Origin of the sequence: Micromonospora rifamycinica, from assembly GCF_900090265.1 — a bacterium.
Classification (GTDB): Bacteria; Actinomycetota; Actinomycetes; order Mycobacteriales; family Micromonosporaceae; genus Micromonospora; species Micromonospora rifamycinica.
The window spans coordinates 1,854,161-1,875,615 of record NZ_LT607752.1; the positions used below are offsets into that span (position 1 = coordinate 1,854,161).

Below are 21,455 nucleotides of genomic sequence, written 5' to 3' on the forward strand. Positions count from 1 at the left end.
GATGCCGCTTCGGGAGACGACAGCGCCGCCCAGCAGGACGGCCGGTGTGACCGTCCCCGCGATCGGGGACGGTCACACCGGCCGGTTCGACGCCCGGGTCAGGAGAGGGTGCAGCCGACGCCGTTGAGGGTGAACGAGTCGGGCCTGCCGGTGTTGCCACTGTGGGTGGCCTGGAAGCCGATGTCGGTGGACCCGCCCGGTGCCAGAGTCCCGTTGTAGGAGACGTTACGGGCGGAGATCTGCCCGCTGGAGCCGGTGTACGTGGCGTTCCAGCCGTTGGTGAGGGCCTGCCCGCCGGGCAGGGTGAACGCCAGGGTCCACCCGTCGATCGCCGAGGTGCCCCGGTTGGTGATACGGATGCTGGCGGTGAAACCGTCGTTCCAGGAGTTCATCGTGTACCCCACCTCGCAGGCACCGGACGGACCCGGCGGCGGCGTGGTGGTCGGCGGTGGGGTCGTCGGAGGCGGCGTCGTCGGAGGCGGCGTGGTCGGCGGTGGGGTCGTCGGCGGCGGCGTCGTCGGAGGCGGCGTGGTCGGCGGCGGCGTGGTCGAGAAGGTGATGTTCGAGACGTAGGCGTTGATGTTCCAGCTCGCGTCCGCGTCGGTCTGGCTGGTGACCGGCCGGCCCTGGACGGTGAAGTTACTGAAGTGCACGCCGCTGATGTTGACGCTGGACGATCGCCCGTGCAGGTTGACGACCTTCTTCACGTCCGAGGAGACGTTGGTGAAGTAGGCGTTGCGGATCGTCGAGGTGTTCTTCACCGTGCGCCAGGACGGTGGGCGGTCCTCCTGGAGGTCGATCAGGCTGTCGGTCTGTTCAACTCTGATGTCCTCCCATCGGGTGTTCGACACGACGGCGGTGTCCACCGCGTCGATCACCATCGAGCGTCCCGCCTTCACCACGTCGATGTCGCGGAAGACGACACCGTCCATCGACGTTCCCTCGGTCTTGGTGCCGATCTTCGCGCAGGCGGAGTTGCTGTAGCAGACGACGTGCTCGTGGACGACGTTCCTGGTGTTGACGATGCCGCTGGCGAACTCGTTCTTGGTCGCCATGTTGTCGTCGCCGGTGTAGAGGAACGCGTTCGACAGCAGGCTGTTGGTCGACTCGTCGAAGTCCACGCCGTCGGTGTTGTTGTACCCCGAGTTCGGCCGGCAGTTGATCAGCTTGTAGTTCCTGATGGTGACCCGGTCACTGCGGTAGACCAGGGTGTTCCAGTAGCTGGAGTCACGGACGGTGACGCCGTCGACCAGGATGTCGGAGCTTTCCTCGATCTTCAGCACGGCCAGGTTGATGCCCTGTGCCCGCAGGTACTTCCCGTTCCCGTCGATGACCCCGCCGCCCAGCAGCTTGGCGTTGCGCACCTGGTACATCCGCAGCGAGGCGTGCTGCATGCCCTCGATGTTCACCCCACCGCTGCCGGTGTTGAAGTCCGCCTTCTGGTTCGAGCCGTAGAGGACCGCGCCGGCGGCCAGGTAGAGGGTCATGTTGCTCTTCATCCACAGCTCACCGACCTGGTAGCGGCCCGGTGGCACGTACAGGATGTTCCGGGTCGCCCCGGAGGCGGCGTTGATGGCGCTCTGGATCTTGGAGGTGACCAGTGTCGCCCCGGTGTTGTCGACGCCGTAGTCGGCCAGGCTCTTGACGTCGGCGTCGCCCACCTGCGGCGCGTCCGCCTCGGGCGCGTCGATCAGGACGAACAGCAGTTCCTTGGCGTCGAACTGGACGATCAGGTAGTTCGGACCGCTGGTGAAGCTGATGGTGTTGCCGCTGCGGGCGACGGCGAGCTTCCGGCTCTTGGGGCTGACGGTGTACGAGCTGAAGCCCTCGGCCACGGTGACGGAGAAGTTCGCCGTTCCCGCTCCCGCCATGGAGCAGTGGGCGTAGTGCACCTGCATCTCGGGGGCGTACTTGGTCATCTTCTCGACGAACAGCGGTGCGCCGTCCGCCGTGACGGTGTAGAGCGGGCTCTTCGTCGCGCCGCGCAGGGCGGGATCCGCGACGCAGCCGCCGGCGGCCAGACCGGGCGCGTCGGCCCCGGCCGCCGTGGGCGCACCGTAGACCGGCGCCAGCACGGCGCCCGTCCCGACACCGCCGAGGGCGAGGAGCGCGACCGTGACCCAGATCGCGAGACGTCTGTTCTTCATGGGCACCTTTCTCGGAAGGGGACGGAGGAGGCCCCACCCGGGCGCGGGGCGACCGCTCACCGGGCGGTGCCGGTCCACTGTCCGACCGGGTGCCGTGGAGCCCGCACTGCCGCCGGTCGGGTGGATCGGGTGGTGGGGTGGGCCTGACCGCGGCGGTCAGCCGGGCGACCGGCATCGCGACGACACCCGGTGACGACGGTGGTCCGGGGCGGTCCTTTCTGTTTCGCCCTGTTCATCACCGTGTTTCTTCGCCGTGGGGACCATCCGGCCAGGCTGGGCCTCCATCAAGAGAAAACTTTCACTGTGACGCTACGCGCTGACATGGACGATCGTCAATCACATCCGCCCAGGGGAGCAGAAACTATCGCTCTAGATCCTGAAAATTTCGAGCAGTCCGGGTCCGGCACCGAGCCACGACCCGGCACCCACCACGGAGGGCGCACCGCCCCACCGCGCATCGACGGCCGGGAATCCGTGCGTCGGCCCACCGGGTCCGATAACGTCGGTACGGACCGCAGGGAACCCCACCGGCCGCTCCCGGAGTTCCCATCGACGTCTCCGCCCGGCCGGGGACCGGACGTGACCCGATCGGCCGCCCGACACCCACTGCCAGCCGCCAGCGGCGCAGCCCGGCCCTGACGGCCCGTCCCCTGGAGACGGCATGACACGTCCCGCTCCCGTCCGCCTCGCCGCACCCCTCCTGGTCGTCGTCGCCCTGGTCGCCGGCCTGCTCGCCGCACCGGCACACGCCGTACCGGCCAAGAACCCGCCGCTGACCACCCCCTGGACCGCCCAGGCGCTCGCCGGCACGCCGCTGCCCGAGTACCCGCGACCGCAGATGACCCGGGCTGACTGGCTCAACCTCAACGGTGAATGGCAACTGCGCCAGTCCCCCACCGACGACGCCCCGCAGTTCGCCACCGACCTGCCCGAACGGGTCAACGTGCCGTTCCCGGTGGAGAGCGCCCTGTCCGGGGTGCAGCGCGCCGCCGGGGACAACCGCAACTACCTGTTCTACCGCCGGCTCGTGACGGTGCCCGCGAGTTGGAGCGGACGCCGGGTGCTGCTCCACTTCGGCGCGGTCGACTGGCAGACCACCGTCTGGGTCAACGGCGTGGCGGTCGGCGGCCACACCGGCGGCTACGACGCCTTCACCTTCGACGTCACCGCGCCGTTGCGCGGCGGTGCGAACGAGATCGTGGTGAAGGTGTGGGATCCGACGGACAGCCGGCAGAACGGCAGTCTGCCGCCGATCGGCAAGCAGACCAAGCAGCCCGGCGGGATCTTCTACACCCCGAGTTCGGGCATCTGGCAGACGGTGTGGCTGGAACCGGTGCCGACGGCCTCGATCAGCGGCGTCGACCTCACTCCCCGGCTGGCCGACGACACCCTCCGGGTCCGGGTCTCCACCCGGGGGGACGTCAGCGGCCACAGCGTGCTGGCCGAGGCGCTCGACGGCACCACCGTGGTCGGCTCGGCCACCGGCGGCTTCACCGAGTTCGCGGTGCCCGTGCCGGCCGCCCGCCGCTGGTCGCCCGACGACCCGTTCCTCTACCACCTGCGCATCACCCTGCGTAATGCCGCCGGCAGCCAGGTCGACCGGACCACCCACTACTTCGGCATGCGGGAGATCAGCACCGGTGTGGTCAACGGTGTCCTGCGGCCCAAGCTCAACGGCCAGTTCGTCTTCCAGACCGGCACCCTGGACCAGGGGTTCTGGCCGGACGGGCTCTACACCGCGCCCACCGACGCCGCGCTCGCCTTCGACCTGCAGAAGCACAAGGACCTCGGCTTCAACATGGTGCGCAAGCACATCAAGGTGGAACCGCAGCGCTGGTTCTACCACGCCGACCGGCTCGGTCTGCTGGTGTGGCAGGACGTTCCGTCCCTGACCGCGCAGGACATCAACGCGACCGACGCGCAGCAGGCGCAGCTCGAGACCGAGGCCCGCGAGATCGTGAACGAGCACCGCAGCTCGCCGTCGGTCGTCACCTACACCGTCTACAACGAGGGGTGGGGGGAGCGGGCGCTGGCCGACACCCGCCGGGTCGCCCAGGCCGTCAAGGCCCAGGACCCGACCCGGCTGGTCAACGCGCACAGCGGCCACAACTGCTGCCAGTCGTTGGGGGATCCCGGTACCGGCGACATCGACGACTGGCACGTCTACCTGGGGCCGGACTCGCCGCTAACGTCGAGCAGCCGGATCGCCGTGCTCGGCGAGTTCGGCGGCCTCGGCCTGCGGGCGCCCGGCCACGAGTGGAGCCCGAACGGCAGCTTCTTCGCCTACGAGTGGCAGCCGAACTCCACCGCGCTGACCGACCGCTACGTCGGGCTGGTGCAGGGCACCCAGAACCTGATGCTCGGCAAGGGGCTGAGCGCCTCGGTCTACACCGAGATCACCGACCAGGAGGGTGAGCTGAACGGGTTCCTCACCTACGACCGGCAGGTGGTCAAGATGGACCAGGCCCGCGTGCGGGCCGCGAACCTGTCGCTCATCGCCGCGTCGAGGTCGGTCGGCAGCTCCGCGCCGGTGGCGCTGCCCCTGAACACCCGGCGCTCGTTCCAGGTGACGACCCCCGGATACACCAACCGGTTCCTGCGCCACCGGGACAGCCTCGCCTACACGGAGATCGTGGACGCGAACAGCTCGGCGGTGCTCAAGGACGACGCGACGTACACGGTCCGGGCGGGGCTGGCCGACGCTTCGTGCTACTCGTTCGAGTCGGTCAACTTCCCGGGGCAGTTCCTCCGGCACCAGGAGTCGCGGGTGCGCAACTCGCCGAACGACGGTTCGGCGCTGCTCCGGGCGGACGCCACCTGGTGCGCCCGGGTCGGGGTCAGCGGAAGCGGGGTCTCGCTGGAGTCGTACAACTTCCGTGGCAGGTACCTGCGGCACTACGACGCGGAGGTCTGGTTGAGCAACGGCACGGGCGGCGCGGCGTGGAACTCCCCCGCGCTGTGGGCCGCGGACAGCACCTGGAACGTCACCACACCCTGGGCACCGTGACCGGGGCGGTCCGGGACGCCGGTACCGCTCGGCGTCCCGGACCGCCCCGGCGGCTCAGCCGATGCGGAACTGGTCGCCGTAGACGGCGAACACCAGCGGCGTGTTCAGGTCGACGTTGCCGTTGTCGAGGAACACCCGCTGCGCCGTGTCGACACGGGAGGTGTCGGAGTGCGCCTCCTCCTTGCGCATCTCGATGACCCGCTCGTCGAGGAAGGCGTTGAGCCAGGTCCGCTCGTTGCCGCCCTGCGCCGGGGGCTTCGCCCGGGTGAGGGCGCGGCTGCGGATCTGGCGCATGCCCTCGTACCCGTGCATGACCGCCGCGTCGTAGTAGGCGAACTGGCCGAGTGCCCGGACCCCGTCGTTCTTCCCGTCGCGCACGGACGGGTTGAAGTAGACCCGGTCCCGTTCGGCCTCCTGGGCGGCCCGGAACACCGGGTCGGTGGCGGCGGTGCGCCAGTCGCGGGGGTAGTTCGGGTCCAGGCCCGCGTGCGAGGCGGTGCCGTTCACGGCGCGCAGCGCCGGCAGGTAGCCGGCCAGCACGTTGCCCGGCTTGGTGTTCGTGTACGCCTGGACCAGTTCGAGCATGTCGCCGGTGCCGGAGCAGAAACCGATGATGCCGGCGGTGTAGCCGCGGCCGTCGCCGATGTCCTCGATGTAGGAGAACTGGGCACGCCAGTCGAGCGAGGAGTTCTCGGCCGCCGAGACGAGCTGCATGGCGACGTCCTTCTTCGCCGGATCGTCCAGGTTGACGCTGGCCGGGGTGGTGGCGGTCGGGGTGGGGGTGGGGGTGCCGCCGCCGGGCAGGGTCCACTGCTGGTTGGTGGTGCCGCCGCAGGTCCAGATCTGGAGCCGGGCACCGTTGGCGGTGCTCCGGTCGGTCACGTCGAGGCACTTGCCCGAGGCGGTGTTGACCAGGGCGCCACCGCTGGCGGCGGTCCACTTCTGGGCGCCGGTGCCGTTGCAGTCGTACAGCTGGATCCTGGTGCCGTCGGCGGTCGACGCGGCGGTGACGTCGAGGCACTTGCCGAGCGCGCGGATCGAGCCGTCGCTGTTGCCCACCGTCCACGTCTGGGCCGCCGTGCCGTTGCAGTCGTAGAGCTGCACGGCGGTGCCGTTGGCCGGGTTGGCGCCGGCCACGTCGACGCACTTCCCGGCCAGGCCGGTGATCGGGCCGGCGGTCGCGGCGCTGGCCGACGGCAGGCCGTAACCGACCGCGGCGACGCCGGTCAGCAGGGTGCCCACGGCGTAGGCGACTGTTCTTCTGCGCACCAGGGCGCTCCTCGGGGAAGGGGCGGCGGGCCGCCGGCCGGTCGGTACCCGGACGCGACGTGCGCCCCGGCGGGCACCGCGATAATCAGTAAACTGTATTAACAAATAGCAGCACCCCCATCGGCTGTCAATCGACGCCGGGCCGGTCCGCGCGCGGAGGCGACGGCGGCCCCCGGTGATCGTCCGCTACGGCGACGGGTAGCCGGCGACCGGGGCCTGCGCGGGCGCTCCGTCGCCGGCCGGCTGCTCCGCGCAGGTGCGGACGTACGGCCGGCCGGGGACGTGGCGGTCCCACTCGGCGCGGCTGAGGTTCCGACCGGCCAGTTCACACGCCTGGCGTACCCAGGTACCCGGGGTGGCCCAGAGCCGGACGGTGCCGTCGTCGGCGGCGCTGGCCAGCAGCTCGCCGTCCGGGCTGAAGGCGACGGCGTTCACCTGCCTGAGGTGCGGGGTGAGCGGGTCGGCGACCGGCTCGGCGGTGGCGGTGGCCCAGAAGACGACCGACCGGTCCTCGCCGCCGGTGGCGAAGAGGCGGCCGTCCGGGCTGAACGCCGCCGCGTTGACCGCTACCTGCCCGGGCAGGCGGTGATGCCGGAACTCGGCGTCGGAGCGGCGCCAGATCCGAGCGGTATCTCGTTGCGGAAAACTCCCGGTCAGCAGCGCATCGCCGGTCGGACTGATCGCCAGGACGCTGGTGACCTCGGTGGTGAAGCCGCCCGGACCGTCGCCGCGGATCTGTCCCTGGGCGATCCGGTCACCGCTGCCGACATCCCAGAGCCGCACCTGGCCGACCTTCTCGCCCTCGGCGGCAAGCTGACTCCCGTCGGCACGGAAGACCAGCGAGGAACCGTTGGCGCCGGGTCGCGCCGAACCCACCGGGTGGCCGGTGGTCACCTCCCACACCGCGATCTCGCCCTCCTCGGACCTGACGGCGTACCGCTCGGCGTCCGGAGCGAGTCGCACCGTCGTTCCGCTGGAGTCGGGCACGGGACGGGAGGCCAGCAGTTTCCCGGAGGGGATCTCCCACCGGTAGATCGCGCTGCTGGTCCGGCTCGTCAGCGACCGGCCGTCCGGAGCGAACACCACCTGGTGCTGCGAGTTCGCGCTGAACACCTCGTTCGGGTCCAGGACCTTCCCGTCGGGGCTCCAGGGACCGGCGACCTGCCGGCGGCTGGCCACGTCCCAGATCCGGACGCTGCCATCGAACCCGCCGGTGGCCAGCCTCGTGCCGTCCGGGCTGAAGACGACGTCGTTCACCCGGCTGGCGTCCACCGTGACGGTGGCCCCCAGCGGCTGCCGGACCGGCGAGCCCCAGACCCGGATCTGCCGGTCCTCTCCGCCGGAGACCAGCAGCGAGCCGTCCCGGTCGACCGCCAGCGACTCGACGCCGCCCACGTGCCCGGTCAGGGTCGGTCCGGACTGCTGCCGGGTCCTCGGATCCCACTCCCGCACCGCGCCCAGGGAGTCGGCGGTGACCAGGGTCGACCGGCCGGGTCGGAACACCAGGTCACGCAGCGGGGCGGCGAGCCGGATCTCACCGGTCTGCCGACCGTCCGGGGAGAGCAGGTGCACCACGCCCTCGTCGCCGCCGACCGCGAGGAGCTTCCCGTCGGGGCTGAACGCCACCGCGAGCGCACCCCGCACGATGCGCCGCCGGTCGACGACCCGGCGGGTGGACACCTCGTAGTAGTCGACGATGCCCACCTCGCTGGCGCTGACCAGCAGCCGGCCGTCCGGGCTGAAGGTGAGGTCGGTGAGGTTGCCCGACTTCGCGTCGAGCGGCCCGCCGGACGGCTCGCGGCTGGCCACGTCCCAGAGCTGGATGGCACCGTCGCCGTCGAGGCCGGCGAGCAGTCGGCCGTCCGGGCTGAACGCCACCGCGCCGAGGAACCCCCCACGGTCGGTCAGCTGGTGCGCCGTCGGCGTATCGAGGCTGAGATCCCACAGGGCGACGCCGCCCCCACCCATGCTGGCGAGGTAACGGCCGTCCGGGCTGAAGGCGACGGCCTGGCCGGTCTGGCCGCCGGCCAGCGTTTTCACGTGCCGCCCGGTGCGCAGGTCCCAGAGCCACAGCTGACCGTCGAGGAGAATCGGTTCCACGCTGGCCAGCAGGTTTCCGTCCGGGCTGACGGCCACCCCCCTGACGGTGCCCCGGTGCCCGTACAGCACCCGGGACGGTGCCAGCGGGCGGGACAGCAGGGACGCCAGGGTCGACCAGGCTTCCCGGCCAGGGTCCGTCCGCAGCCGTTCCAGGGCGAGCAGCAGCGCCAGGTCGGGCTGCCGGTCGGCCAGTCCGCCCGCCTCTCCGGCCAGCCGGCGGGCGTCCGCCCGCCGCGCCTGCGCCGCGGCCTGCGCCGCCTGGTGCCGGGCATCCTGCCGCTGCACGACGGCGAACCCGCCGAGCAGCACCGCGAGGACGAGCAGCCCGGCCAGCACCGCGACACGGCGGCGCTCCCGGCGCAGCCGATCCTGCTGGGCGGCGGCGCTGAGCCGGACGTACCCGGCCAGGTCCGGCGGGATGTCCTGCGGCCGGCGGCCGGCCCAGTCCAGGGCGGCGGCCAGGGCGGTGCCGTGCAGCAGCAACTCCGGGTCGGTTCCGTCACGCCCCTGCGTACTGGCCTGCCACTGAGCGCGGGCAGCCTCCGCGCCTCGCCGCCAGGTGAGGAAGTCGTGGTCGTCGACGAGCCAGCGGCGCAGCGCGGCCCACTGGTGGATCAGGGCCTCGTGGGCCAGTTCCACCACGGGTGCGCCGGTGGTGGGATCCCGGCCGGTGGTGACCAGTCGCCGGTCGGCCAGCACGGTCACCACCGCAGTGGCTTCCGGAACGTCCGGACCCGGGCCGGCAGCACCGAGCTCGGCGAGGGTGCGCCGTTGCCGGGTGGCGGGCACTGCGGCGACCTCGTCACCGGGGCGGACGAGGGCGGTGATGAGCTGGCGGGCCAGTGGTGACCGGTCGGCGGGTAGCGTCTGGCAGGCGTCCGCGTACGCCTGGTCGCACCATCGGTCCAACCAGCCGGCCACGCCGCCGATCCGGTCGTAGGCGGCGTGGGTGAGCCGGCCGTTCTCCCGGCGCCGCCACAGTTCGGCCAACGCCGAGGAGAGCAGCGGCAGGACGGTGGTCGGCGCGCTCCCGACCGCGCCCGCCGCTTCGGTGACCCGGGCGGCGTCGCGGGCGATCCGCTCGGTCAGGCCGGGCTCCACCGCCAGCCCGACGGTCCGCGCCGGACGCTCGACTATGGCGGCGAGATCCACCGCCTCCACCCGGGCCGGCACGTTCACCAGCCCCCGCTCCACCAGGGTCATCAGCGCCGGAGCGGCGGCGGCCACCCGGCTGTAGAAGTCGTCGCGGAGCGTCAGCAGCACGGTCGCGGCGGGTGCCCGGTCGGGTAGCTCCACCAGCTCCCGCAGCAGCCGGTCACGGGGCTCGGCCGCGGTGGCCAGCAACAGCTCCTCGAACTGGTCGAGGACCAGGACCAGTCGTCCAGCGTCCGGTTTCCGGTCCCGCCAGCGACGTACCGCCGAGGCCAGTCCGGCCCCGGCGTCCGGCAGGCCCGCCCGGGTCAGGCTCAGGTACGGGTCCTGGCCGGGCCTCGCGACCACCCAGTCCCAGCGGTCGCTGCCGGGCAGCCCGGCCCGCTCCAGCGTCGGCCGTACGCCGGCCCGCACCAGGGAGGACTTGCCGCTGCCCGACGGCCCGAGCAGGGCGACGAAGGGCGGGTACCGGTCGATACTGGCCAGCACCGCGGCGACCGCCCGGTCCCGGCCGTGGAACCACGCCGCGTCCGCGGTGGTAAAGGCGCGCAGCCCCGGGTACGGGCAGACATGTGCGGGCCGTAGGTCCGGGTGGACTGTCCACAGGGTCTCGGTCGGGGTGACGTAGCCGGTGGAGCGTCCACGACCGTGCCGGTCCGGGGCGGCGATGGAGTCGACCATCCCGATCACCAGGCCCGTCTGTTCGTCGACCACCGGCGCCCCGCTGAACCCCTCCGTCACCTCGGTGCAGTCGGTCAGTTGCAGCAGCTCGACGTCGTTGCCGCTACGGATCCGGTCGCCGGTCACGGCGTACCCGTACTGGCCGGCGTCCGGTGCGTTGGTGGGGAAGCCGTATGTCTTCACCGGACGCCGGCCCGCGCCGGCGGTGCCGAGCGGCAGCGGCCGGGCCGACGCCGGGGCCGGGTCAGCCATCCGCAGGAACGCCACGTCGCCCGCGCCGGGCGTCCGCCAGTGCGGCGTGGACACCCGGGCTTGCCGGGGCTGGTCGTCGAGGCCGGGGAAGCGGACCAGCACCGGACCGTCCGGGTGCGGACCCGGACCGCTGGCGAGGACGTGGGCGCAGGTGACGAGCAGCCCGTCGGCCACCAGGAATCCGGCACCGGCCGCCCGGCCCGCACCGTCCAGGATCTGGACCACGCCCTGGACGAAGCCCGCCGACGCGTCGGCCCCGTCCAGTCGCCCGTCGTCGCCCCGGCCCGCCGGACCCCTCATCGGGCTCAGGCGGTCCGCTCGGCAGGGGCGCTCCACCGCATGGTCACCTTGAGGTTGCACTCGCCGCTCGACCGGGCTATCACCGCGCCGAGCTCGGTACGGAACTGCACGCCGAACTCGATGGTGACCTCGTCGGGCTGGACCCTGCGCAGTTCGCCGAGCGCGGCGCGGGCCGCCGCCGTCACCGGCTGCAACGCGGCCTCCATACTCTGTGCGGCTCGGGTCAGTACCTCGCCGGGACGGCCGGCCTTCACCACACCGGGACGGCCCTCCACCTCGTCGACCTCCACGAGCACCGTCCCGCCGTCGTCCAGCGGGACCGCCAGGAACTCGACCATGTCACTCCACTTCCCGTCGCCCCGCCCCGGGGTGACTGACACCAGGCCGGACAGCCGACTCCCCTCGGGTGACTGACCGTCACCGACGTCAGCCTAACAAGTGATGACCGAGCGCAGTGGACACCCGTCGTCGGTCGACCGCCGGTCGTGGCGGCCGTGTTCGGCACGCCCGGCCGTACGCCCTCGACCGGCCAGGTCGGGTCACCGACGACCGACGCGCCGGCAATGACCACAGGGCGACGAACTCGGCGCGCCCGGGTGCGGCGCCCACGACGCTTCCGGCGGCCGTCGGACGGCTGCTCAGTGGGGCGTGCCCGGTGCGGCGCGGACGTGTGCGCGTTCGCCCTGCCTGCCGATCAGGCTGAGGAACTCGACGGGTCCGGAGCCGGTGGCGCCGAACCAGTGCGGGATGCGGGTGTCGAACTCGGCGGCCTCTCCCGGCCGCAGGACGATGTCCTCGTCGCCGAGGACCAGGCGCAGGTTCCCGTTGAGCACGTAGACCCAGTCGTAGCCCTCGTGGGTGCGCAGGTCGGGAACGCGGTCGTCGGCGCCGGCCGGCAGGACGAACTTGTAGGCCTGGATACCGCCGGGCCGGCGGGTCAGGGGCAGGATGGTGGACCCGTCACCGGCGGCTATGGGGCGCAGGTTGATCCGGGGATCGCCGGTCGGTGGCGCGTCGACGAGTTCGTCGATGGTGACGCTGTGGGCGCGGGCCAGCGGGAGCATCTGTTCGAGCGTGGGACGTCGTAGGCCGGCTTCGAGGCGCGACAGGGTGCTGGCGGAGATGCCGGTCTCCTCGGCCAGCTCGGTGAGGGTGACGTTGCGGCGCAGCCGCAGCTGCTTCAACCGTGGTCCCACCGCGTCGAGGGTGCGTTCCAGGTTCTCGTCCATCCGGCCATTTTGCCATTCGGCAAGAATCTTTGCGCCTCTTCCTCGGGCCGCCCAGGATCGACCACGACCGGTGACGGCGGGGAAAGGGCAGCTCAGATGACGCACAGCTTCGACCGGGACTACTGGCAACAGCACTGGCAGCAGACCCACGGCGACCGGCCCGGCTCGATGGCCGGCAACCCGCCGAACCCGTACCTCGCCCGCGAGACCGCCGGCCTGCCGCCGGGCACCGCCCTGGACGCCGGGTGCGGCGCCGGCGCCGAGGCGATCTGGCTGGCCGCCCACGGCTGGCGGGTCACCGCCGCCGACATCTCCGCCGACGCCCTCGCCCACGCCGCCGACCGCGCCACCGGTGGGCCGGCGGAGGCCGTCCGGTGGGTGGAGGCGGACCTGACCGTCTGGGAGCCGGGCACGCGTTTCGACCTGGTCACCACCCACTATGCACATCCCGCGATGCCGCAGCTCGCCTTCTACCGGCGCCTCGGCGACTGGGTGGCCCCCGGCGGCACCCTGCTGATCGTCGGCCACCTGCACACCGCCGGCCCCGGCACCACCACTGCCGCGCTGCCGGCGCGGTCCGGCCACGGCCACGATCACGGCCACGGCCACGGCCACGGCCACCACGATCACGGCCACGGCCACCACGGCCATCCCGCCGAGGCGACGGTCACCCTCACCGACATCACCGCCGGCCTGGACACGGTCGGGTGGGAGATCGTCACCGCCGAGGAACACCAGCGCCCGGTCCCCCGACCCGGCGGCCGGTCGGCCACGCTGCACGACGTCGTCGTCCGCGCGACCCGCCGCCCCTGACCCACCACCTCGTCGACGCCGGGACCGAGATCCACCCCGGCGCCGTACCCCGTCGTGCCCTTCGGAAGGAAGACCACGCATGCCTACCCCTGACCGCGCTGCCGGTGTGAGCGTCCCCGGCCCCACGATCCACGACCCGCGTCAGCGCCGGGCGATCCTGATCGCCGTGTGCACCGCCCTGATGGCGGTCATCGCCTCGGTCTCCGGGCTCAACGTCGCCCAGCCACAGGTCGCCGTCGAGTTCGGCGCGCCGCAGAGCACCGTCCTCTGGATGATCAACGTCTACACCCTCAGCCTGGCCGCGCTGCTGCTCCCGCTCGGTGCCCTCGGCGACCGGGTGGGCCGCAGACCCGTCCTGCTCGCCGGCCTGGCGGTCTTCGGCCTGGCGAGTGCGGCGGCGGGCCTGGCCACCTCGGCCGAGATGATGATCGCCGCCCGGCTGCTCTCCGGCGTCGGCGCCGCGATGATCATGCCGGTCACCCTGGCCGTCATCACCTCGACCTTCCCGGACGAGGAACGCTCCAAGGCCATCGGCGTCTGGACCGGCGTCGCCGGCGGCGGCGGCATCCTCGGCATGTACCTGTCCGCGGTGCTCGTCGACTGGGCGAACTGGCGCTGGCTGTTCCTGCTGCCGGTCGTACTCGTGGCGGCGGCCACCGTCACGGCCCTGCGCGCCGTGCCCAACTCCCGTGAGGAGTCGCCGCACCGCTTCGACCTCGGCGGCTCGCTGGCCTCGGCGCTCGCCGTGGTCGCCCTCATCTACGTCCTGCACGAGGGTCCGGTCCACGGCTGGACCGCACCGGTCACCGTGGCCGCCCTGCTCGTCGGCGTCGTCGCCGCGGCCGGGTTCGTCGCCTGGGAACTACGCCGGGCGGCACCCCTGCTCGACGTGCGCCTGTTCCGCGACCGGCGGCTCGCCAGCGGCTCGCTGGCGCTGCTGACCCTGTTCGGTGTCCAAGCCGGGATCTTCGTCGTGCTGTTCCCCTACTTCCAGGCCGTCCTCGGTTGGTCCGGGCTGCGCGCCACCCTCGCGCTCATGCCCATGGCGGCGACGATGATGCTCGCCGCCGGCCTCGCCCCCCGGGTGGCCGCCCGTGCCGGAGCCCGGGCGACGATGGCGGCGGGAGTCCTGCTCGGCGGTGCCGGCCTGGCGTTGATGGCGTCCCTCGTCTCCGTCGACGGCGGCTACCCGGCGATCCTGCCCGGCATGCTCGCCATGGGACTCGGCATGGGTCTGACGCAGACTCCCGCCACGGAGGCCATCACCTCCGCCCTGCCCCGCGAACGGCAGGGCGTCGCGTCCGCGCTCAACGACGTCACCCGGGAGTTCGGCACCGCCCTCGGCGTCGCCCTGCTCGGAGCGGTCCTGGCCGTCGGCTACCGCACCGCGATCGGCCCCCGCCTCGACGCGGTCCCCGCCGACACCGCCGACACCGCGCGCGCGGGCATCGCCAACGCCCTGGACGCCGCCGACACCGCCGGCCCGCAGGCGCCTGCCCTGGTCCGGGCCGCTCAGGAGTCGTTCGTCGACGGCTGGCGACAGGCCATGTGGACGGGAGTCGCCGTCATGACGATCCTCTTCGTCCACGTCCTGGCCCGGGGTCCGCGACGTACCGCGTCCACCCCACCGGCACCCGCGCACCCGACCGGCGACACCGTCGCCGGGTGAGCGGGGGACGACGCCCGCCACATAGGCGGGCGTCAGCCGGCTCGGTGAAACTCCCGGGATTACCCAAGACGCCATTCCCATGATTATCTTTTCCCGACAGCCTCGGCCACACCTCCGCCGACCAGGTGTCGGATTCCTGACCCGGCCCGGCGGGCACGTCCATCACCACATTCACCCATCTCCACCTCGTGTAATATTTTTCATATTATTTCCTCGGCGGTCGGGCGATGATTCGTGATCATGAATTCGCGATCACACAGTGACGCAGCTGGAATTCGGTTTGACGTCGGGCAGGATGATAAAGTCACGATCCTTTCAGATCGGCATTCAGGAGCTGATCCACATGGGCGCTGTCACGCCGACATCCGACGTTCCGGACATCGGACCGGCCGGTTCGGTGCGCCTCCAGGTCGCCGGACGCGGGGCGGACCGGGAGCTCGACGCGCTGGCCAAGTGGCTCCGGGGAAACCCCGTGTTCGGCGGCGGGTGGCCGGTCTCCCGGCTGCGGCCGCAGGACGATCCGGACGGCACCCGGATGGGCGCCGGGGACCTGGACACCCTGCTGGTGATCCTCCAGTCGGTCCTCGGGCTGGGCCAGCTGGTCGTGGCGGTCGAGGCGTGGCGGGAGGCCCGCGCGGTCAAGGGCCGGAGCGATCTCGTGGTCACGATCATCTACCAGGGAGAAGTCACCGTCCTCGGCGACCCGGTGGCTTCCGCCGGCCCGAGTTCGCCGCCGGCGGCCGAGGCGGCGCCAGCGGAGGCCGACGATGACGAACGCTGACCGCCATCCCGTGGGTGACCCGGCCGTGTCACACGCCGTGCTGATCGGCACCGCCACCTATCGGCACCCGTCCTACCGCGGCCGGAACCTCCCCGGCGTCTCCGCCAACGTGGCCAAGCTGGGGTCGATGCTGCGGCAGGACGTGCCGTGGGGGCTGGCACCGGTGCGGTGCCTGGCGGTGATGAACCCGACCTCGGCGGACGAGATCCTGACGGCCATCGAGAGCGCCGGCACGCAGTGCCGCGGCACCCTGTTCGTGTACTACGCCGGGCACGGGTTCTGCTCCTCGACGAACCCGGACGAGCTGTACCTCACGCACTCCGGCTCGGCCGAGGACCGGCAGGCCACCGCGCTGGAGTACCGGCACCTGCGGGACGCCCTCATCCACTGCGGCGCCCCGAACAAGATCCTCGTGCTGGACTGCTGCTACGCCGGCAACGCGACCCGGACCATGGGGTCGCTCAACGGCCACCTCGCGATCGAGGGCACGTTCGTGCTCGCCGCCACCGGCCCCAACCGGGCCGCCCGCGCCGACTCCGCGACCGGGCTCACGGCCTTCACCAACGAACTCGTCGGGGTGCTGGGCAAGGACGGCGTACCGGGCGCAGGGCCGTTCGTGAGCATCGAGGAGGTCGCCGCGCGGACCCACGAACGCCTGGAGGCCAGCGGTCTCCCCCTGCCGACCAGACAGGCCCACGGGTACGCCGGCCGGCGGCCGATCTTCAAGAACTACGCCCACCCGGCGACCATCGCCGGCTTGCTGGACAGCCTCACGGAGCCGGAATCGCCGCCGGCCGCGCGCGACCCCCGGCTGACGCTGCCGCACCTGGCCTGGGGCCTGCTCTGGTCACTCGCCATCGGGGTGGCCTGTGCCACCATCACGCGGTCCGGTCACTCCGAGGTCTGGGCGCTGCGCGCCGGGATCGTCACCAGCCTGCTGGCCTGCGCGGCCTTCTTCGCCACCGGCGCGTGGCTGACGCGCACCGGCCGTCAGCCCACCGCCACGGGAAGCCGGACGATCTCATGAACCTGCCGACGAGACCATCGGGGTCGCTGTCGCCTCCCCTTCTCCCGCTCGCCGCGGCGACCGTAGTCGGGGTCGTCATGACCGCGTTCTCGGCCACGTTCCTCCCCACGTCCGGGTCACCCGGACCCACACCCGCGCCGACGCACGTGTCGCCGGTGGCCGACCCGACGACCGATCCGTTCGCTCCGCTTCCGCCCGGAGATAAACTGCTCATCGCCAGTGGGGCCGACGAAAGTAAGAAGAAGGCCCGGGAGCAGGCGGTCAAGGACTGGAACGCCAAGCACCCGGACATTCCTGCGGACATCTTCGAAGTCGAGGGCAACACCGATGTTCAACGCGCCAAGTTCCGTGATTATCTCGATCCCGCGGCACCGGAGCGCGTCGACATCGTGAACCTTGATTCCGTCCACCTGGCAGAGTTCGCGGACGCCAAGGCGCAGGGGAGTCCACTGCTCGTCGCACTGGACGAGAAGGCACCGGACATTCCCAATCCGATCACCAACGAAGTCCGCGAGGGGTTCCTCACCAAGCCCCTGCTGACCTGCTACTGGCAGGACAGGTTGTACGCACTGCCGTACAACTCGGATGTCGGTCTGCTCTTCTTCCAGGCGGGCACCACTGTTCCGAACAAGGCGGAGGAGCTGCCCAGGATACTGGCCGCCGCCCCCGCCGGGAGCCGTAGGGTCGCCATCCAGCTCAGCCCGGACGAGGCTTTCGTGGTGAACGTCCTCGAACAGTTGCTGGAGGTCAACGAGAACCTGTTGAACGCGGACGGCAGCCGCCCGAAGGTCGTCCAGGCGGAGTGGGAGAAGGCGCTGACAGTGGTGCGGGGCAAGGTGCGCGACGGCCAGCTCTGGTACCGCGACGACGGTAACGAATCCGCCGAGAAGGACACCGCCCTGGCCTTCAAGCGCGAGGAAGCCGTCGCCATGCGCAACTGGCCGGTATGGTTCGGCGAGATCCAGCGGAAGCCCCAGGTACGCAGCCTGTTCGGACCCGGCATCCTCGGTGGGCAGAACCTGGCGGTGGCCCAGAAGAGCCGGCACAAGGCCCAGGCGATCGAACTGATCAAGTTTCTCACCAGTGCCGAGACGCAGCAGAAGCTCCTGCTCGAGGGGAGCTTCGTACCGACCACCCAGAAAACCTACGAGGAACCGCTGGTGCAGGACCGCATCCCGTATCTCACCGTGCTGCGCGACGCGGTCGAGGATGCCCGGCCCCGCCCCATCACGCCGGACTACCACGAAGTTTCCGAAGTCATCCTCAGGTACCTGTACCCGGTCGTCACGGACGACAGGCCACTCGATCCGAACTTCGAGCGGGTGATGGATGCCGCGCTGAGCTGAGCCGGCCGGTCGGACGGCCGACGGGGCGGACGCGGCAGGCCCAGATTCGCGACCCGCCCACCTCACCGTCGGGCATCTCGACGTCGACGTCCCGGCCGCCCAACGACCGGTCAGGCGTCCGGGCACCGCTGAGCGGTCGCCACCGCCGCGGCGATCCGCTCTACCTGCTCGTGCAGGTGCTGCAGCGGAGCCGACAGGTCGAGCCGGTGCACCCTGATCCGCACCCCGCTGCCGTGCAGTCGGTAGCTCGCCGGCCCTGCTCCGGTCGCGGCGTAGACGAGGTGGCCGTGGGTCAGCCGGAGCGTGGTGCAGTAGGCGAGCAGCTGGTAGACGTCGTCGCGGGGCGGGGTGCTGCCGGGTGTCTTGTACTTGGCGTCGATGACGGCCAGGCACCGTCGCCCGTCCCACCAGGTGATGTCCGGCCTGACCAGGGGCAGCAGATGGTCGTGGTCGAGGCGCACCGGGTGCTGGCGGGCGACGGTCCCGCCGTGGCGGGTGGTGAGCGCGTCGCCGAGGGCGGTGGTCAACCAGTCCTCGAAGACCGTGTTGAGGTCGAACACGAAGCCGGTCGCCGAGGTCGACCCCGGGACGTGTTCTATGCCGGCCCCGGCCAGGATCAGCCGGGCGAGCCGTAGCGCCGGCTGGTAGCGGGCGGTGAACCGGTTGGGCACGGTCCGGGGCACGGGGGTACCCGGCGTGAGGGGGGTGACGTCGGCGAGTGCGCCCGCGAGGCGGTGCAGGGCGTTGCGGGTGGCCGGTGGAACACCGGGGAGCCGGTGCAGGCGGCGTACCGCCGACAACAGGATCCGGTTCTCCGGTACGTCCGGGACGTAGTCGTCGTAGCGCACCTCCACCGGCAGGGCCAGCCCCGGCCGGGCGCGCAGCTGGTCCGCCTCCCTGATCCGGCCGCGCACCAGCGGCGTCGCCGCCTCGACGGTGCGGTACCCGGACAACACCCCGGGCGCGAGAGCTCGGGACGCGGCGGTGGCGAAGGCGACCGCCATCGCGGGCACCAGGTCCTGGTCGGGGGTCAGGCCGACCGGTTCGGTACGCCAGCCGCCGGGATCCCGCGCGTAGCCGAGCAGCCAGAGCAGCCGCGCGATGCCGACCTTCGGCCGTACGTGCAGCTCCAGGTGGTCGTCGGCGGCGGTGACGCGGACCGCGCCCACCCGGGAGCCGGATCGCAGCCGGAGCCGCCCGTCGAGGGTGAGTGCGGTGTCGACGAGCCCGGTGGCGCCCATCGCCCGGGCGAGCGCCGGCGTGGTCGGCTCACCCTCGTACGTCTGGTGCTCCCGGAGGCTGATCAGTGCCACTGCGCCGGATCCCCGGCCGGTCCGCCGGAGGGCGGAACCCCGGTGGGGGCGGTCTGCTGCCGCAGCCGTCTGCGGAGTGCGTCGAGACCGTAGCGGAGGTCGACGTCGACCCCGTCGCCGAGGTGGCGCTCCTCCAGCAGGGGCAGGATGGCGTTCCGCCAGATCCTGGTCAGCCCCTTCTCGGTGGCGGCCCGGGTCGTCATCAGGTAGGACGGGCCGACGGCGGCGTCCCGGTCGCCGATGACGCGGTTGAGTTCGTCGAGCAGGTCGGCGCGGTCGGGGGGAAGGTCGTGCTTGGTCAACCACGCGCGGAGCAGCCCGTCCAGGGGCGGCTCGCCGGGGAACAGCGGTTGGAAGTAGAACCGGCGGCGCATGGCGGCGTCCACCAGGGCGATGGAGCGGTCGGCGGTGTTCATGGTGCCGATCAGGTAGACGTTCGGTGGGAGGGCGAAGTCGTCGCTGGGTGAGTACTGCAGTTGGATGCTGCGGTCGCGGTACTCGAGCAGGAAGTACAGCTCCCCGAAGACCTTGGCGAGGTTCGCCCGGTTGATCTCGTCGATGATCAGGACGTGGACCTGCGACGGATCGTCCTTCGCCTGGGTGACGAGTTGCTTGAGCGGCCCCGGTTCGAGCGCGAAGCCGAGTCCGCCGTCGGCGGTGGCCCGGGGGCGGAAACCCTCGAAGAAGTCCTCGTACGAGTACGAGGGGTGGAACTGCACGAGCCGGTGGGCGTCGTCGGCCTGCCCGGTGAGGAACTGGGCCAGCGCCTGGGCGAGATAGGTCTTGCCGGTGCCGGGCGGCCCGTACAGCACGATCTGCTTCTTCTCCCGCAGCAGGTCGACCGTCTCGCTGAGCCACTCCCGGTCGACGAGCAGCTCGTCGGCCAGCTCGTCGGTGGGCTCGGGCAGCTCCACCTCGGCCACCTCGACCGGGTCGACGACCTCCGTCGCCGGCGGGTCGTCGAGCTCGGCGAGGGCCGCGAACTCGTCGACGTAGCTGCCGAGGTCCGACACGGTGAGCTGACCGGACAGTTTGTCCCGCGCCTCGGGGGACAGTTCGTTGCGCGTCAGCGGTGCGTCGGGGTTCGCCCAGGTGACCCTCCGTCGCCGGTTCGACCGGCCCTCCGGCGTGTCCAGCCAGGTGGCGGGGCCGGCGACGGTGCCGACGTGCACCTTCGGCCCGTCGACGGTGACCACCACGTCCCCCACGCCCATCCGGTTGAGGAACCGGTCGAGCACGCCCACGTGCAGGCCCCGCTGGGACGGCGAGAAGTCCGGCAGTTCCTCCCGCAACCGCTGGTCCAGCTCCGCCCTCGACAGGCCGGGCTTCAACTCGGGCAGCCCCGGGTAGGCGATCGAGCAGAACCCCTCGGCGAGCCACTGCCCGACCAGGTTGTGCCCGTGCACCTTCGCGCCGCGCACCAGCCAGCCGCGTCGCCCCGTGCCGTCACCGGCCGGCGCGGCCTTTTGCCGCCACCGGTCGACCCAGGGTGGTTGGTAGAAGTGGACCGGTGTGCCGGCCCGGGCCGACAGCACCGTGTGCACCCCGGCCAGGTCCCGGTCGACGTCGCCGGTGCGGTGGGGCAGTTCGTCGCCGAACGCGTCCACGATCAGTTTCTTGTGCCGCCGGGAGGCAATGGCCGGGAAGGTGTCGGGGAAGGCGAGGTTCAGCAGGATGTTGCGTTGGCTGTAGGCGCTGTTGATCGGTAGCTCGTCCAGCACGGCCCGGAACTCCCAGGGGTCGTGCAGGGCCGCCCGCCGACGGTCGGCGGGCAGGTGCTTCCACGCCCGCACGAGCCGTACGAGCCAGGCGAGCTGCCGGTCGCGCTGCGTCAGGTAGGCGGTGCCGGCGCGGACGACGCCCGCGTCGAGGACCGTGTCCAGGTCGGCGGGGATGTCGACCGGCTCGGGCAGCAGGGACAGCGCCCCGGAGATCACGGCGCGTTTCGCCGGGCCGCCGATGTCCCGGGGCAGGAGCAGATGCAGGTAGATCAGCTCACCCATGAGCTGGACCGCCGTCGGCGACGCCCCGGCGAGCTGACCCTGCAGCTTCCGGACGAAACTGCCCCGGCCCGCGTTCGGCTGCTGGACGAACCGGGCGTACAACTGGTCGGCGGCCTGCGCCGTCCACACCGCCCGGCCGGGTGTGAAGGCCGACCCGTCACCGGCCAGACCCGCGTCGATCACCCGGCGGGCGACGGTGTAGACAGCGTCCTCGTTCACGGCACTCCTCGTCAGTTCAGGCGGACCGACGCACCACCTGTCCGGCCCCACGGTAGGCGCACGGCGAGGGAGCCGGTCACCGGTGGGGTGGCCGGGGACCGACCCCGCAGGGACGGCGACCGACCTGGGATGACGCGTCGTCGCGGG

At 71.8% G+C, this 21,455-nt stretch carries 12 protein-coding genes and 2 pseudogenes; 6 read left to right on the top strand and 8 right to left on the bottom strand.

Features of this window, described 5'->3' with window-relative positions; all coding sequences use genetic code 11:
- Positions 1 to 98: 98 nt before the first annotated feature.
- Positions 99 to 533, bottom strand: a pseudogene (locus GA0070623_RS30565) (cellulose binding domain-containing protein); the annotation flags it as partial.
- An 87-nt stretch (positions 534 to 620) separates the two neighbouring features.
- Positions 621 to 2,147, bottom strand: a pseudogene (locus GA0070623_RS30910) (glycosyl hydrolase family 28 protein); the annotation flags it as partial.
- Between the two features lie 661 nt (positions 2,148 to 2,808).
- On the opposite strand from GA0070623_RS30910, the gene GA0070623_RS07605 reads away from it, so the two are divergent.
- On the top strand, positions 2,809 to 5,154 hold the full coding sequence (locus GA0070623_RS07605) for an AbfB domain-containing protein (RefSeq protein ID WP_067304249.1): 2,346 nt from the start codon (positions 2,809 to 2,811) through the stop codon (positions 5,152 to 5,154).
- A 54-nt stretch (positions 5,155 to 5,208) separates the two neighbouring features.
- Here GA0070623_RS07605 and GA0070623_RS07610 read toward each other — a convergent pair whose 3' ends face one another.
- The 4 genes from GA0070623_RS07610 to GA0070623_RS07625 form a co-directional block, all read right to left on the bottom strand.
- Positions 5,209 to 6,423: a chitosanase gene (locus GA0070623_RS07610; protein WP_331715201.1), complete on the bottom strand. Its 1,215-nt coding sequence runs from the start codon at positions 6,421 to 6,423 to the stop codon at positions 5,209 to 5,211.
- A 186-nt stretch (positions 6,424 to 6,609) separates the two neighbouring features.
- Positions 6,610 to 10,908, bottom strand: coding sequence for an nSTAND1 domain-containing NTPase (locus GA0070623_RS07615; RefSeq protein ID WP_067304251.1), 4,299 nt, complete (start codon positions 10,906 to 10,908; stop codon positions 6,610 to 6,612).
- Between the two features lie 5 nt (positions 10,909 to 10,913).
- Complete coding sequence (locus GA0070623_RS07620; protein WP_067304254.1) at positions 10,914 to 11,246, bottom strand: CU044_2847 family protein; 333 nt, start codon at positions 11,244 to 11,246, stop codon at positions 10,914 to 10,916.
- A 300-nt stretch (positions 11,247 to 11,546) separates the two neighbouring features.
- Positions 11,547 to 12,137, bottom strand: a complete 591-nt coding sequence (locus GA0070623_RS07625) for a helix-turn-helix domain-containing protein (RefSeq protein ID WP_067304257.1) — start codon at positions 12,135 to 12,137, stop codon at positions 11,547 to 11,549.
- Between the two features lie 96 nt (positions 12,138 to 12,233).
- On the opposite strand from GA0070623_RS07625, the gene GA0070623_RS07630 reads away from it, so the two are divergent.
- The 5 genes from GA0070623_RS07630 to GA0070623_RS07650 all read left to right on the top strand — a co-directional run bounded on the left by GA0070623_RS07630 (position 12,234) and on the right by GA0070623_RS07650 (position 17,773).
- On the top strand, positions 12,234 to 12,950 hold the full coding sequence (locus GA0070623_RS07630) for a class I SAM-dependent methyltransferase (RefSeq protein WP_067304260.1): 717 nt from the start codon (positions 12,234 to 12,236) through the stop codon (positions 12,948 to 12,950).
- Between the two features lie 79 nt (positions 12,951 to 13,029).
- Entirely contained in the window at positions 13,030 to 14,619 is a 1,590-nt protein-coding gene (locus tag GA0070623_RS07635) for an MFS transporter (RefSeq protein ID WP_067304263.1), read from the top strand.
- 343 nt (positions 14,620 to 14,962) lie between these two features.
- Positions 14,963 to 15,400 carry an effector-associated constant component EACC1 gene (locus tag GA0070623_RS07640; protein WP_067304265.1) on the top strand — a complete coding sequence of 146 codons (438 nt, stop codon included), beginning with the start codon at positions 14,963 to 14,965 and terminating at the stop codon, positions 15,398 to 15,400.
- Positions 15,387 to 16,427, top strand: coding sequence for a caspase family protein (locus GA0070623_RS07645; RefSeq protein WP_157517477.1), 1,041 nt, complete (start codon positions 15,387 to 15,389; stop codon positions 16,425 to 16,427). Before GA0070623_RS07640 ends, GA0070623_RS07645 begins: the two co-directional genes overlap by 14 nt.
- Positions 16,428 to 16,504: 77 nt before the next feature.
- Positions 16,505 to 17,773: an extracellular solute-binding protein gene (locus tag GA0070623_RS07650; RefSeq protein WP_157746960.1), complete on the top strand. Its 1,269-nt coding sequence runs from the start codon at positions 16,505 to 16,507 to the stop codon at positions 17,771 to 17,773.
- Positions 17,774 to 17,883: 110 nt separating this feature from the next.
- Here the strand turns inward: GA0070623_RS07650 and GA0070623_RS07655 are convergent, their stop codons facing one another.
- Positions 17,884 to 19,086 carry an McrC family protein gene (locus tag GA0070623_RS07655; RefSeq protein WP_067304273.1) on the bottom strand — a complete coding sequence of 401 codons (1,203 nt, stop codon included), beginning with the start codon at positions 19,084 to 19,086 and terminating at the stop codon, positions 17,884 to 17,886.
- Positions 19,077 to 21,308, bottom strand: a complete 2,232-nt coding sequence (locus tag GA0070623_RS07660) for an McrB family protein (RefSeq protein ID WP_067304276.1) — start codon at positions 21,306 to 21,308, stop codon at positions 19,077 to 19,079. The genes GA0070623_RS07655 and GA0070623_RS07660 overlap by 10 nt, the downstream gene beginning before the upstream one ends.
- Positions 21,309 to 21,455: the final 147 nt, after the last annotated feature.